The 14,242-nt window shown below is 67.3% G+C and carries 9 protein-coding genes; 4 read left to right on the plus strand and 5 right to left on the minus strand.

Features of this window, described 5'->3' with window-relative positions; all coding sequences use genetic code 11:
• Positions 1–60: 60 nt before the first annotated feature.
• A complete protein-coding gene (locus LQF09_RS18435; protein WP_270068653.1) occupies positions 61–690 on the minus strand; it encodes an MCP four helix bundle domain-containing protein in 630 nt (209 codons plus the stop codon).
• 199 nt (positions 691–889) lie between these two features.
• Here LQF09_RS18435 and LQF09_RS18440 point away from each other — a divergent pair, with 199 nt between their 5' ends.
• The gene (locus LQF09_RS18440) at positions 890–1,639 is read left to right on the plus strand and encodes an HAD family hydrolase (RefSeq protein WP_270068654.1); all 750 of its coding nucleotides are present in this window, start codon (positions 890–892) and stop codon (positions 1,637–1,639) included.
• A 55-nt stretch (positions 1,640–1,694) separates the two neighbouring features.
• Here LQF09_RS18440 and LQF09_RS18445 read toward each other — a convergent pair whose 3' ends face one another.
• Together LQF09_RS18445 and ppk2 are read right to left on the minus strand one after the other, a co-directional pair.
• A complete protein-coding gene (locus LQF09_RS18445) occupies positions 1,695–2,735 on the minus strand; it encodes an IS630 family transposase (protein ID WP_270068655.1) in 1,041 nt (346 codons plus the stop codon).
• Between the two features lie 19 nt (positions 2,736–2,754).
• Positions 2,755–3,672: a polyphosphate kinase 2 gene (gene ppk2 / locus LQF09_RS18450; RefSeq protein WP_270068656.1), complete on the minus strand. Its 918-nt coding sequence runs from the start codon at positions 3,670–3,672 to the stop codon at positions 2,755–2,757.
• 218 nt (positions 3,673–3,890) lie between these two features.
• On the opposite strand from ppk2, the gene LQF09_RS18455 reads away from it, so the two are divergent.
• Entirely contained in the window at positions 3,891–5,426 is a 1,536-nt protein-coding gene (locus LQF09_RS18455; protein WP_002941453.1) for a cryptochrome/photolyase family protein, read from the plus strand.
• A 425-nt stretch (positions 5,427–5,851) separates the two neighbouring features.
• On the opposite strand, the gene LQF09_RS18460 is transcribed toward LQF09_RS18455, so the two are convergent.
• Both LQF09_RS18460 and recC read right to left on the minus strand, forming a co-directional pair.
• Positions 5,852–6,448, minus strand: coding sequence for an IMPACT family protein (locus LQF09_RS18460; RefSeq protein ID WP_270068657.1), 597 nt, complete (start codon positions 6,446–6,448; stop codon positions 5,852–5,854).
• A gap of 20 nt (positions 6,449–6,468) precedes the next feature.
• Entirely contained in the window at positions 6,469–9,966 is a 3,498-nt protein-coding gene (gene recC / locus LQF09_RS18465; RefSeq protein ID WP_270068658.1) for an exodeoxyribonuclease V subunit gamma, read from the minus strand.
• A 223-nt stretch (positions 9,967–10,189) separates the two neighbouring features.
• On the opposite strand from recC, the gene LQF09_RS18470 reads away from it, so the two are divergent.
• Together LQF09_RS18470 and LQF09_RS18475 are read left to right on the plus strand one after the other, a co-directional pair.
• Positions 10,190–11,878 carry an ATP-binding domain-containing protein gene (locus LQF09_RS18470; protein ID WP_270069899.1) on the plus strand — a complete coding sequence of 563 codons (1,689 nt, stop codon included), beginning with the start codon at positions 10,190–10,192 and terminating at the stop codon, positions 11,876–11,878.
• A 277-nt stretch (positions 11,879–12,155) separates the two neighbouring features.
• The gene (locus tag LQF09_RS18475; protein ID WP_270068659.1) at positions 12,156–14,144 is read left to right on the plus strand and encodes a pyrroloquinoline quinone-dependent dehydrogenase; all 1,989 of its coding nucleotides are present in this window, start codon (positions 12,156–12,158) and stop codon (positions 14,142–14,144) included.
• Positions 14,145–14,242: the final 98 nt, after the last annotated feature.

The following is a 14,242-nucleotide window of genomic DNA, read 5'->3' on the forward strand; positions in this document are numbered from 1 at the left end:
AATTGGGCCGAAATTGGTCGCCGTCATCATTGCGTCGTGGGATTCACTGAAACCCTCGGGTTATTCGAGGTGCCCCAATGAGAATCCAACCCCTGCAACGATCGCCAACCCGCCCAGTCCAACCATGAGCCGGAGATCGGAAACGTATCGCGCCTGAGCAAGCTCGAACTCCTCTCGCGCAATATCGAGTTGCAACTCGATCAGATCGGAGATCTTCAGTGAGATCGGGTCAATTACCGCAGGCAGCGTCTTCACCATGTACTGATTCAGCCCGAAGTAATCGTTCTTTCCGAGAAGAGCCTTCAGCTCAGCAATCGGTTGCGTGGCATCGTCCACCAAAGTCCGGATCTCTTCGGCGAGCAGGGTCTCACGCGCGCCCTTGCTGATGGAAAGATAAGCGCGCATGCGCTGGTCGATAAGCCTCTCGGCCTCCTCGATACGCGTCACCGCAACAGCAGTGGTAAGCAAGCTGCTGTTTGCCTTGTAAGAGGCGTTTACGATATTCACCGCGAACATGTCCGCGACGACCTTGAGATCCCTGACGGCAACAACCCGATTGGCATACAGCGACTCAAGACTTGCTACCGAATCGCGCATGCTCTTCAATCCGAGCCCTGCAAGCAAGACCATGAAGATGATGAGCACAGCGCTCAACAAGAGCACGCGAGTGCCCACTTTCAGCGAGTTCATTCACTATTATCCTGACAGGCACCGACGTTCACGGCTGAAGCACTACAACGTCCCATTCTGGACAGGGAAAGTTAAATATTGGTGACAAGCCAGAAAATCTTCATCAGGCTTTAACAGTGCTTTAACATATTAACCGTAATGGATTATTCCATTAGCAGAGACAATCACATCCGAGCCCGGGACGCAGAACATCAGCCAGATGACAAAGCCAGCCAACAGACAGCAACTGGTCATATTCGACGCGGATGGCACGCTGATCGACGCCTTCCATGCCGTCGAACAAAGCTTCCTGCGCCATGGGATGGCAATCGGCGACCTGGAGCGTTTCCAGAAGCGTAGAAAGCTCTTCAAATATCTTGGTGGACTACGAGAGTTCCCGAATAACCTTCGCCGTCAATTCGGCAGGCAGAGCCGCAAGCGCCTGCTCACAACCCTCACGGAGTTCTACCGCGAAGAGGCACGCCTGTACCCGGGAATGGTCGACCTGCTTCAGACATTGATTGCTGCACCTCATGTCCGAATCGGCCTGGTCACACGCAACGTCACGATCGAACCCGAACAGTCGCTGCGAAGCCTCTTCAGGCGGCACGACATCGACATTGGCGCATTCGACCATATCGCCTGCTTGCCGCTGCGGGAGAACAAGGCGGACCAGTTCAGCATGGCCCGCAAGCGCCTTGGTGTGAATCCAGCCTGCTGTTACGCATGCGGAGATGAATATGGTGACTATCTTGCGGCCATCAGCGCTGCAATGTACCCATTCATCGTGGCCTATGGCGCGGAAGATCGACTTCGCTTGAGGCGGTCACTCGGCGTACCAGAGGGCTTCATCCATGCCTCTCCGGCTGAGTTCATAGATAACCTGCTGCATGCGCTGGGACTCGAAAAGGGAGCGAGTGAGAACGCTTCTATCACTGCCCCTGCGGCTCACCGAACCGCTCCCAACTAACGGAACCAAGATGGAACGATCATCTCATTATTAACCCGGCAATCAAATAGCTAAATTACTGAGCGTACCGAACGTACTCATGGCTGAAATACGACCGCACACGATCCGGCATCGCAGCGATGCGTTCCATGCACGTACGCGCCTTCTCGAGAAGTGCGGCGGCGGTCTTGGCAATCGGCCCGGAGCGTATCGTCGTTTTCAGATCCCGGTTCAGATACTCGTCGGGGTTGAGTTCCGGCGCATACGGCGGCAGGTAAAACAGCTCGATCTTCTCGGTGTTTTCGACAGCCCACTCGCGGACACGGTTGGCGCGGTGCACGCGCAAATTGTCGACGATCAGGAACACCTTACGCTGCGCATCCTGAATCAGGTCCTTCAAGAACACGATGAAGCGGTCCGCATCAATGGCGCCCTCGAAGAACGAGAAGCGCACCAAGCCCTGGTTGGTGATCGCCGAGATCATCGATGTCGATCCGTGGCGACCGGCCGGCAGTCGAAGCTCAGGCGTCAGCCCCGCCATCGAGTAGCCGCGCACCCAGTGCGAGTCCTGGCGAATGGCGGTCTCGTCACCCCAGTAGATCTCGGCATCCTCAGTCTTGGCGCGCGCAACGATCTTCGGATACTCGTCCTCAAGCCACGCCTTGAGCCGGGCCGGATCCTGCTCAAGCGCACGCTTGACCGGCCGCTGCGGCGTGAAACCCCACCGCCGAAGGTACTCACCGACGGTGCGAATGGGCATGTCGATGCCAAAGAGCTGCTTGATCGCGAGCATGACCGCGCGACGATTCCACAGCGCAAACTCGAGCTGCAGTTGGGCGGGGTTCGAGCCAATGATCTTCAAACGCAGTTGCTCCTCTTGAACCAGCGTCAAAGTTCGTCCCGAGCCATGGCGCCGACCACGTTGCCCGCCCTTGATGACGGCGTCGAGGTCGTCGGCCTGGGCGCGGCGTGCCCATTTCAAAACGGTACCGACATGAACCCCACACACCTCAGCGATGTGCGTCCATGTGTAGCCTTGCTTGCGCAGTACAAATGCTTGGCGACGAATGTGTTCCAGGGCTTCGGGCGGAAGCTTGCGGGCATCGATCTTTTCCATGCCCGAATTATATCAAAACCTATTTGATTGCCGGGTTAATAGGGACCGGATGACGACTGTACTCGGGATGACGAACTCGCTCAGGTAGGGTTACCGTTGGTCGCATGACCTCACGATAAGGCATCTGCCCAAGCAGATGATGGATGCAGTTCAGCCGTGCTGCCTTCTTGTCATTGGCCTCGACAATCCACCATGGCGCCTCGGGGATGTGCGTACGTTCAAGCATGGTTTCCTTCGCAACCGTGTAGCGCTCCCAACGTGCCCGCGACTCGAGATCCATCGGGCTCAGCTTCCACTGCTTGAGCGGATCATGGATCCGTGACAGAAAGCGAAAATGCTGCTCCTCGTCGGTGATCGAGAACCAGTATTTGATCAGCTGGATGCCCGAGCGAACCAGCATGCGCTCGAACTCCGGCACCGAGCGAAAGAACTCCTCGTACTCGTCGTCCGTGCAGAACCCCATCACCCGCTCGACGCCGGCACGGTTGTACCAGCTGCGATCGAACAGCACCATCTCGCCCGCTGCGGGCAGGTGCGGCACGTAACGCTGGAAATACCACTGGGTGCGTTCACGGTCATTTGGCGCGGGCAGTGCCACCACGCGGCAGATCCGTGGATTGAGCCGCTGGGTGATGCGTTTGATGACCCCGCCCTTGCCCGCAGCGTCGCGCCCCTCGAAGAGAATCACCACCCGATGCTTGGTGGTTGAGACCCAGTCCTGCAACTTGACCAATTCGCCCTGCAAACGGAGCAATTCTGTGAAGTAGCGACGGCGCCTGAGGCGCTCATCGGGCGTCTCCGACTGCGTCCCTGCGCTTCGCGAAGCGATCTCGTCGAAACGCCGGTCATCGAGCTCGAGTTCGAGTTCCTCGTCGTAGCTGTCCAGCAACTCACGCTCGATCCGGCGATGAAGGTCGCCAATATCCTGTTTGTCCATGAGGTCCTCGACGACGACGCGGCATAGGGGCGGCACGAATTCTCTTACAGAATCATGACGTCGCCTTTACAGGCGCCGTTGGATAGCCCGCGCAAGCGAGATACTCCCGCCAAACAGCGCGATAGCCAAAGGTATGCTGGAGCGCCAGCCGACCGGACCAAGGGAGCGCCTATTCCGCGCAACCCGCTACAACCCGACAACACCAACCGAGAGCATTCATGACCACCCTCCGCCTCATCCTCGGCGACCAGCTCAACGCCGCCCACTCCTGGTTCCGCAGCCCGCGTCCAGACGTGCTGTACGTGATGATGGAGGTGCGCAGCGAGACCGACTACGTGCGCCACCACGCGCAGAAGGTGCTGGCGATCTTCGCCGCGATGCGTGCCTTCGCGGCCGCACTGCAGGCCGCCGGGCACCGCGTGCGCTACCTGAAGATCGGCGACACCGACAACCGCCAGTCCTTCGCTGCCAACCTCGCCTTGGTAGCAGGCGAATGCGGAGCAACCCGCTTCGAGCGCATGGAGGCCGACGAATGGCGAGTGGAAGGGCTGCTGGACGAGTCCGCACAGGCGCTTGCCCTGCCGCATGAGGTGTTCAGCAGCGAGCACTTCCTCGCCGAGCGCGCCGAACTCGCCCGGCGCTTCACCGCCAAGGTGCCGCGCATGGAGTTCTTCTACCGCGACATGCGTCGCCGCCACCGCATCCTGCTCGACGCCGAGGACAGCCCTGTGGGCGGAGTATGGAACTTCGACGCGCAGAACCGCGAGAAATGGCCCGGCGATCCGCCCGCGCCCGAATGGCCCTGGGCCGGTCATGACCTGACGGCGCTTTGGGGCGAGATCACCGCCGCCGGCGTGGAGACCATCGGTGCGCCGCACGCCGGGCGGGTACGCTGGCCGCTGACCCGGCGCGAGGCGCGCGCCGGCCTGGCGCGTTTCATCGAACACGCCCTGCCCTGGTTCGGGCCTTATCAGGACGCGATGAGCACGCGCTCGACCACGCTGTTCCACTCCGGCCTGTCGTTCGCACTCAACGTGAAACTGCTGCACCCGCGCGAAGTCATCGATGCGGCGGTCGCTGCCTGGCAGCTTGGCAAGGTCGAACTCGCGAGTTGCGAAGGCTTCGTGCGCCAGATCCTGGGCTGGCGCGAATTCGTCCGTGGGGTGTATTGGGCGCGCATGCCGAGCTACGCGCAGGGCAACGCGCTCGACGCGCATCGGCCGCTGCCAGCCTGGTACTGGACCGGCGAGACGAAGATGAACTGCCTGCACCACGCGGTTTCGCAATCACTCGATAGCGCCTACGCCCACCACATCCAGCGCCTGATGATCACCGGCAACTTCGCCCTGCTCGCCGGCTGCGATCCGGACGAGGTCGACGCCTGGTACCTCGGCATCTACACCGACGCCTTCGAATGGGTGGAGATGCCCAACACCCGCGGCATGAGCCAGTTCGCCGACGGCGGCGTGATCGCCAGCAAGCCCTACGCTGGCGCGGCGAGCTATATCGGCAAGCAGTCCGACTACTGCAAGACCTGCACCTACGACCCCAAGCGCCGCCACGGCGCCAGCGGCAGACCCGCCTGCCCCTTCAACAGCCTGTACTGGGATTTCCTGCTGCGCCACGAGGCCCGCTTCGCACGCAACCCGCGCATGGCGATGCCTTACAAGGCGTGGGCGAAGATGGACGAAGGCGAGCGCGCCGCAACGCTGGCGCAGGCGATGGACTATCTGGGCAAACTGGATGCGCTCTGACGCCGGTCGCCTTCAACCCCTCGCGGCTGGCGCCGCTCCTACTGCGGGAACGGACACCGCGGCGCCCCCCGGTAGGAGCGGCGCAAGCCGCGCGCTTTTCATCGCACCCACCCGACGCCCGTCGCCTTCAACCCCTCGCGGCTGACGCCGCTCCTACGGCGGGAACAGACACCGCGGCGCCCCCCCGGTAGGCGCGGCGCAAGCCGCGAGCTTTTCATCGCACCCACCCGACGCCCGTCGCCTTCAACCCCTCGCGGCTGGCGCCGCTCCTACGGCGGGAACGGACGCCGCGGCGCCCCCCGGTAGGAGCGGCGCGAGCCGCGCGCTTTTCATCGCACCCACCCGACGCCGGTCGCCTTCAACCCCTCGCGGCTGGCGCCGCTCCTACTGCGGGAACAGACACCGCGGCGCCCCGTCGTGGAGTCTCATCCACCGGCCTCATCCAGCCAGGCCAGACGCCCCTGACCCGCCTCGGCCAGGCGCGCCTGCAGCGCGGCGGCGGCCTCTTCGGGCAGGTTGAAGTGCAGCTCCACGGCCTGCCCGTGCGCCACCCTCATCAGGTTCGCGCCAGCGGCATCGAGTTCGCGCCGCAGCAGGCCTTCGAGCGCATAGGGCACGACGCAGGCCAGGGTCTGCAAGCGCACGATCGGCACCTTCTCGGCCTGCAGCAGAGCCTGGGCCACGGCGTCGGTGTAGGCGCGCACCAGGCCGCCGGCGCCGAGCTTGACGCCACCGAAGTAGCGCACCACGGTAGCGAGCACACCTTCCAGGTCCTGGTGGCGCAACACGTCGAGCATCGGACGGCCGGCGGTGCCGCTGGGCTCGCCGTCATCGACCGCCGCCGACTGGCCGCCGGCGAGCAAGGCCCAGCACACGTGGCGCGCGCCCGGATGCCGGGCCCACAGCTCGGCCACCACCCTCTGCGCGCCGGCACGGTCGTCCATCGGCTGCACGCAGCCGATGAAGCGACTCTTCTTGATGATCAGCTCGCTATGGACGGGGGCGGCGAGGGTGAGCGGCATCGGGCAGCGATCCTGGTCGTTCAGGCGGGCGGCGCCGCGCCCTCGGTGCCGGCCTCCTGCAGGTGCTCAAGCACAGGGCCGAAGACCCGTTGCGCGAGCGTGAAGAAGCGCGCGTCCAGCGGCTGCTCGACGCCGCGCAGCGCCAGGCGGTAGGCTGGGTCGCGGCCTTCGCCGAACTGCGGGCGCTGGCCGCCCGTCCATTTGTCGTGCGCTTTGCGCGGATTACCGTCGTTGGAAACACAGGCCCAGGCCGACTTGGGGAAGAAGTGGAGCGGCTGCGTGAGGCCCTCGCGGTAGAGCGCCAGCAGTTCGGCAAGCAGGTCATGCGCCTGGGCGCGCGACAGCGCTGCGAAAGTGAAGTCGGCGTCGCGCAGCATCACCCGGGTACGGCGCTCGACGCCGGCCGGGCTGGCGGCGCACAGCATCAGGTGGGCGATCCAGGCCTCGAGGTAGTGGCTGGCGCCGGCGTTGGCATAGCGCCAGCGCAGCATGCCCTCGGGACGCAGTTCGCCGAGCACGGCACCCAGCGTCCACGCCTCGCCGTCGAGCTCGAACGCGATCTGGCAGCTTGCGGCCTCAAGCGCCGGGACGTGCCGGGCCGCGGCCAGGCGGGCTGCAAATTCGCGCATCGCGGCCAGCTCGGCGGCCAGTGCCGCCTCGCCCATGGCACCGCGCGGGAACTCGCCACCGGCGCGCGCCAGCTGCGCAAGCACCGCGTCATCGCGCCCAGCGCCCTCGCCGGCGCCCCTCAGTGCCGAGTCGCACTCATCAGCCTGAGCGTCAAGCAGCACCGGCATCAGACGCTCGGCCAACGCCCAGCGCGCAGGCAGGTCGGGCACGAAGCGCTCGGTGTCCTCCAGCTCGGCATCGGCTTCGGGCAGGTCGAGTCCGAGGCGCTCTCGCAGCAGGGCGCGGCAGGGGTTGCGGAAGAAGCGCACGAGGCGCTCGAGCGTGGGCGTGCGCCACTCCGGCCCGGGCGGTGGCAGCGCGTGATCGAAGAAGGGCGCGGCGTCTACGGCAAGCGGACCGTCATCCGCACCCTCCACCGCCGCCTCCATCGCATCTTCCGCCGCCTCGACGGCCGCTCCGCTTGCGCCCACGTACCCGGTTCGCTCATCGGCAGCAGCCCCGAGGCGGGCGGCGAGGGCCTCGGCGTAGTCTTCGTTGAAGCTCGTCAGGCGCGCATCGCCGCGCTCGGCGGCCAGAAAGTACTCGGGGGCGAAAGCCTGCAACGGATGCGCCACGCACAAGCGCTGACGTGCCGCGGCGAGCGCGTCGGGGTCGGTGGCGCTGCTCGCGGTGGCCTCGGCGAGCACGTCGAGCAATTCATCGACCAGCACCGAGGGCCGCAATTCGCTGCCGTCGCGTACGCTGCGCCCGACGTAGGACAGGTGCAGCGCCTCGCGCGCGGACAGCAGCACATCGAGGAAGAGGTTGCGCTCGTCCAGCCTGCGCTGGCGGTCGCCGGCCTGGGGGCGGGCCGCCATGAGATCGAACTCGGCGGCACGATCGCTGCCGGGGAAGAGACCGTGATCGAGCCCGATCACGCACACCACGCGGTAGGGCAGCCCGCGCAGCGAGGACAGCGCGGAGAAGGTGAGCGTGCCGCCGGGCACGCCACCGCGCGCCGGGTCGTCGAGCAGGGCCGCGAGCGCGGGGCGGATCACCGCCAGCCCCTGCGCGTCCGTGCAACCGCCTGCCGCCATGTTGTCGGCGAGCTGGGCGATGGCGGCGCGTAACTCGCGCAGTTCGTCCGCCCACGCGGCGGCGTCGCCGACCAGGCGGTCGAGCACCTCGTTGAGCAGCGCGCGCCAGCCCTCGGCGTCATGCGCCTGCAGCAGGCGCGCGCGCAGGCTGCGCAGGCTCTCGGCGTAACGCCAGAAGCGTCCAAGCGCGAGCGCCGCCTGGCCCTCGGGCGCGGCGGCGCCGATGCGCCCGGCAAAGGACGCGTGCTGCGCGGCCTCGCCCGCAGCCCAGGCGAGGAACAGGCGGTGCAGGCCCTCCTCCAGCGTATGTGGCAGGCCGGCCGGCTCGCCCTCCGCCTGCCCCAGCGCCGCGTGCACCGCGCCCGCATCCAGGCCCCAGCGCACGCCGGCGGCACGCAGCCAGTCGTGAAGGGTCTCGAGCGCCGTGTCGTCCAGGCCATGGAGGGCGGCGACCGGGGCCTGCTGCAGCAGATCGAACACCTGGGTGGCGGGAAAACGGCTGGCGGCCAGGCCAAGCATGCGGTCGAGCACCTGGGCCACCGGGTTGTCGCGGGTGCCGCCCAGGCCGGTGATGCGCCAGGGGATGCGACGCGCTGGCGGGGCGGTGCCGAACACCGCCTCGATCAGCGGCGCGCTCGCCTCCAGATCAGGGGTGAGCACCACCACATCGGCCGGGGTGAGCGCGTCCGGCGTGCCCTCGTGCGCCTTGAACAGGCCGAGCAGGCGGTCGTGAAGCACCTCGAGCTCGCGCGTGCGCGAGTGGCAGACATGCACCTCGATGCTGCGGTCGGCGGCGGCCAGCCTGACCCCGGCGGGCGGCAGCTCCTGCAGGTCGAGGATGGCGTTATGCACGCGGGCGAGCAGGTGGCGGCCGGGGTGCGGCGCGAACAAGGCTTCCTCCTCGAGCACATGCTCGCCCTCGAACAGCAGGCCGATGTGGGCGCGGGTCTGCTTGCCCCAGGCGGCGAGCAGGCGGTTGCCGGTCTCGAAGAACAGGTCCTGCTGGCGGGTGGCGAGCCAGGACAGGCGGCGTGCATCGACGATGTCGAACCAGAACTCGCGGCAGGGGTTGAGCACGTACAGACGCACATCGACCACCCGCGCCAGCTCGCGCAGCATGTCGAGGTAGAGCGGTGGCAGCGCCGGCAGGCCGAACACATGCACGCTGCGCGGCAGGCCGGTGGCGGTGAGCGCATCGTGATCCATCGCCGTCACCGCGCGCAGGAAGGCGGTCGCCGGGTGCTCGCTGCGCAGGCCCATGGCCTCGCGAATGCGGCGCCACAGCGCGGCCTGCCAGGCTTCGTCGGCACGCGCGGCAGCGCTCGCGTCCGCCTCCAGCACGCTGCCCCGGCCCTCGCTCCAGCGCGCCAGCCACTGCGGCCGATAGGTAAGGTAGTGGTCGAACACGCGCGCGATGCGCTCGGCGAGCTCGAAGCGCATGCGCGCGTCAGCCCCGGCGAGGTAGTGCGCCAGGCGCGGATGCTCGCCCAGCCAGGCGCCTTCGGCCGCGCCTGCATCGAGCAGGCCGTGGATGCGCCAGGCCAGTAGCGCCGGCGAGAAGGGCGAGCGCGCCGGCACTTCGGGCACGACGCGGCCGATCTGCTGCCACAGCCACTGGGCAAGAAAGTCGCAGCGCAGGTTGGCGCACACGCCCTCGCGATCGGCCACCGCCAGCTCGAGCCGACGGCGCAGCGCGGCGCTCGGCACGACCACCTCGCGCTCGCCGAAGGGGCCGGGCTGCTCGTCGGCGAGACGTTCGAGGAGATCGTCGAGGAGGATCTCGAAGCGGTTGGAAAAGCTCAGGGACAGCATGCAGGAGTTCCGCAGGGGCGCCGGCAGGGCGACACGACAAGCACAGCAGGATAACGCATCACGTCACAGCCCGCGGCGGCGCATGGGACTGCCGTAGGCGCGGCGCCAGCCGCGAGGGGTCGAAGGTGACATGCCCCCGGGCTGGACCCAAAAAGCTCGCGCACAGGCACTCGCCTGCGAATGTGTAAACTGGCCGCTGTTCATCGTCCACCTGCCCACCGCCATGGCCAAGACCCACCCCGAAGGCTGGCGCCTGCTGCCCGCCAGCGGCGCCCGCGCCCGCGAGCTGCAGACGCTCGCGCTGCTGGCGGGCGCGCTGCCAGCCGACACTACGATCTACCACGGCCTGCACTGGACGCGGGCCGAGGGCAGCGCGGCGGTGTTCGGCGACATCGGCTTCGTCGTCCTCGGCCCGGGCGGGCGCATCCTGCTCATCGAACAGCAGGCCGGCTTCCTCGACGAGGCCGAGCACGGCCTGCTGCGCCCGGGGCGGCGACGCGAACGCAACATCAGCGTGGATCTCGCACGCCAGGCCGATGCCCTGCGCGCGCGCCTGCGCCCGGCGCTGGGCGGCGCCGAGCCAATGCTCGACGTGCTGCTCTACTGCCCCGACTACACCGTGCGCCAGCCCGGCACCGCCGGCCTCGACCCGGCGCGCATCGTCGATGCGCCGCGGCGCGAGCAGCTGGTCGCCACCGTCCGCGCCCTCACCCGCGACAACGACGGCGCGGCGCCCGCCGACCCTGCCCGCCAGCAGGCCCTGCACCGCTTCTTCGCCGACCTGCTTGAGCTGGTACCCGACGTGCAATCCCACATCGGCCAGGTGGACGACCTGAGCACGCGGCTGTCGGGCGGGCTCACCGAATGGGCGCGCCGCATCGACATGAGCCCGCACCGCCTGCGCGTGACCGCCACCGCCGGTAGCGGCAAGACCCAGCTTGCGCTCGCCGCCTACACCGATGCGCTCGCCGCCGGCCGGCGCCCGCTCTACGTCTGCTACAACCGCCCGCTGGCCGACCACTTCGCCCGCATCGCCCCCGCCGGCGGCGAGATTGCCACCTACCACCAGCTCTGCGACCGCCGCCTGCGCGACGCCGGCCGCCCGCCGCGCTTCGGCGCTCCCGGCGCCTTCCGCCGCATGGAGGCGGACTTCGCCGCCCTGGTGGCCGCCCCGACCAGCGGACAGCCCGACCCCCGGTGGCAGTTCGACGAGCTCATCATCGACGAGGGCCAGGACTTCATGGAGGCCTGGCGCGACACCCTGCTCGCGCTGCTCAAGCCGGGCGGGCGGGCGTGGTGGCTGGAAGACCCGCTGCAGAACCTCTACGACCGCCCGGCCGTGACCCTGCCGGGCTGGGTCGGGCTGAGCGCCGACACCAACTACCGCACCCCGGCCGACGTGCTCGCCTTGCTCAACGCCCGCCTGCCCCTGCCCGCCCCCATCCGCGCCGGCAGCCCGGTGGCCGACAGCGAGCCCGAACTGCTCGCCTGGCACGACGAGGCCGGCATGCTGGAGGCCACCAAGCGCGCAATCACGCGCGCGCTCGGACTCGGCTTCCGACGCGACATGATCGTGCTGCTCACCTTCCGCGGCCGCGAACATTCGCGCTTCACGCCGCTGGAGCACCTCGGCCCCCACCGCCTGCGCGCCTTCACCGGCCGCTACGACCTGCTCGGCGAGCCGGAGCACTCGCAGGGCGAGCTGCTGATCGACTCCGTGTACCGCTTCAAGGGCCAGTCCGCGCCCTGCATCATCTTCACCGAGATCGACTTCGAGCCGCGCGCGGACGGGATGGACGAGCTCACCATGCGCAAGCTCTTCGTGGGTGCGACGCGAGCGACGATGAAGCTGATCCTGGTGGCATCGGAGCGCGCCGCTGGGCTGCTGGCGGACCCCGAGCACAAGCACTGACAAGGCGCACACGCGCCGCCTTCACGCAGGGCCCGCCAAGACCCGGGCGCTGAGACGCCTGTCGCAGCTGTCGCAGGCGCCACGCGACAGCTGTCTCGGCCGCCACCCCCACTCGGGCTGCGCACGGCCAATTTTTCCATACAAAACAATCACTTCAATTAGTGGCACCGTCCTTGCTGTCCATTCTGCGGCAGGCCGGCCTCCGGCTGCTGCACGTCCACTACGCAACGCGCGCTCAGTCCATGCGCGCCATACGAACCAGAAAGGAGACAAGGACATGAAACCGTCGACAACCAAGCGCGGCAGGCCGCAGGCCACCCGCAGCGCACTGTGCGTCACCGCACTGCTCGCGGCGATGAGCACGGCGTTTGCCGCCGACGATGGCAACTGGACCGAGTACACCGGCGACAAGGCCGGCTCGCGCTATCTGCCCAGCAAGAGCGTCACCACCGAGAGCGTGAAGTCGATGAAGGTCGCGTGGCGCTGGGCCATGCCCGACAACGCGATCGCCGCCGACAACGCCGAGCTGCGCACCTGGGTCAACGAGTCCACGCCGCTGGCGATCGACGGCATCCTGTATTCCACCTCGCCGATGAGCACGGTGTCGGCAATCGACGGCGAAACCGGCAAGACGCTGTGGACCTACGACCCCGAGGCCTACAAGGATGGCACCCCGCCCAACCTCGGTTTCATCAACCGTGGTCTGACCTACTGGGCCGACGGCGACGACAAGCGCATCATCGTCGGCACCGGCGACGGCTACCTGATCGCCCTCAACGCCACGACCGGCAAGCCGATCGAGTCCTGGGGCGAACAAGGGCGTGTCGACCTGACCAAAGGCATGCGCCGTCGGGTCGACCGCTCCCTCATCGCGGTCACCTCGCCCCCCATCGTGTGCGGCGACACCGTGGTGCCCAGCATCGCGGTGCTCGACTCCTTCGCCATCGGCCGCCAGCCGATGAAGTACCACCCGCCCGGCGACGTGCAGGCCTTCGACGTACGCACCGGAAAGCGCGTGTGGATCTTCGAGCAGCCGCCGCAGAAGGGGCAGCCAGGCAACGAGACCTGGGAAGACGAGTCGTGGAAGACCACGGGCTCGGGCAACATGTGGGCACGCCCCGGCTGCGACGAAGAGCTCGGCCTGGTCTACCTGCCGTTCTCGACCCCGACCAACGACTTCTACGGCGGCCACCGCAAGGGCGACGGCCTGTTCGGGGAGTCGCTGGTGGCGGTCGACGCCAAGTCGGGCAAGCTCGCCTGGTACTACCAGATGGTGCGCCACGGGCTGTGGGACTACGACCTGCCGACCGCCCCCAACCTGATGGATCTCACCGTCAACGGCAAGAAGATCAAGGCCGTGGCTCAGGTCACCAAGCAGGGCTTCGTGTTCACCTTCGACCGCGCCACCGGCAAGCCCGTATGGCCGATCGAGGACCGCGCAGTACCGCAGTCCACCGTTCCCGGGGAACGCTCGGCCGCGACCCAACCGCACCCGACCGTGCCGGCGCCCTTCGTCCAGCAGGGGGTGACCGAGGACGACCTGATCGACCTCACGCCCCAGCTCAAGGAAGAGGCCAGGAAGATCCTGGCGCGCTACAACTATGGGCCCTTGTACACCCCGCCCACGCTCGACAAGGCCGGCACCCTGCAGGTACCGGGCGTACTCGGCGGCGCAAGCTGGGCGGGCGCTGCGCACAACCCGAACACCAACGTGCTGTACGTGCCCTCGTTCACGATCCCGTTCGGCATCAAGATCAAGAAGGAGAACGCCAGCGTCTACGACTACACCGGCACCTGGGCCGGGGTCGGCGGCCCGCAGGGCCTGCCGCTGTTCAAGCCGCCGTTCTCGACCGTGACCGCGATCGGCATGAACACCGGCAAGCACCTGTGGCGCATTCCCGCAGGCAAGGGCCCGGTCGACCACCCGGCGATCAAGGACCTCAATCTCGGCCGTGTCGGCGTCCCGCGCGAGAGCTTCATCGCGCTCACCGACGAGGTGCTGTTCCTCGCCCCGGAAGGGACTCATGGCGTGATCGGCCTGTCCTCGCGCGGCAACGCCCTGATCACCCAAGCCAATGCCGACGAGAAGGAGCCCTACCTGTATGCACACGACGCGCGCTCGGGTGAGCTGATCTCGGAGCTGCGCCTGCCGGGCGCCGCGTTCGGTGCGCTGATGACCTATCGCGCCGGCGACAAGCAGTACGTCGTCGTGCCGATCGGCGGGGCCGGGCTGCCCGCCGAGCTGGTCGCAGTCCAGGTCAACTGACCGTACGCCTCTGGGGCCGCGGCATTGCCGCGCCGCCCCGGAGGCGGTCCTGTCAAGCGGACGCTGCCGTTCGCATACAGCAACGAGACTCCAAGATC

It is taken from the genome of Thauera sp. WB-2 (assembly GCF_027594845.1).
In the GTDB taxonomy this organism is placed as follows: Bacteria; Pseudomonadota; Gammaproteobacteria; order Burkholderiales; family Rhodocyclaceae; genus Thauera; species Thauera mechernichensis.

Coding starts and splice junctions, on each gene's coding strand:
- LQF09_RS18435 (WP_270068653.1), bottom strand. CDS start 690: ATGAACTCGCTGAAAGTGGGCACTCGCGTGCTCTTGTTGAGCGCTGTG.
- LQF09_RS18440 (WP_270068654.1), top strand. CDS start 890: ATGACAAAGCCAGCCAACAGACAGCAACTGGTCATATTCGACGCGGAT.
- LQF09_RS18445 (WP_270068655.1), bottom strand. CDS start 2,735: ATGGAAAAGATCGATGCCCGCAAGCTTCCGCCCGAAGCCCTGGAACAC.
- ppk2 (WP_270068656.1), bottom strand. CDS start 3,672: ATGGACAAACAGGATATTGGCGACCTTCATCGCCGGATCGAGCGTGAG.
- LQF09_RS18455 (WP_002941453.1), top strand. CDS start 3,891: ATGACCACCCTCCGCCTCATCCTCGGCGACCAGCTCAACGCCGCCCAC.
- LQF09_RS18460 (WP_270068657.1), bottom strand. CDS start 6,448: ATGCCGCTCACCCTCGCCGCCCCCGTCCATAGCGAGCTGATCATCAAG.
- recC (WP_270068658.1), bottom strand. CDS start 9,966: ATGCTGTCCCTGAGCTTTTCCAACCGCTTCGAGATCCTCCTCGACGAT.
- LQF09_RS18470 (WP_270069899.1), top strand. CDS start 10,190: ATGGCCAAGACCCACCCCGAAGGCTGGCGCCTGCTGCCCGCCAGCGGC.
- LQF09_RS18475 (WP_270068659.1), top strand. CDS start 12,156: ATGAAACCGTCGACAACCAAGCGCGGCAGGCCGCAGGCCACCCGCAGC.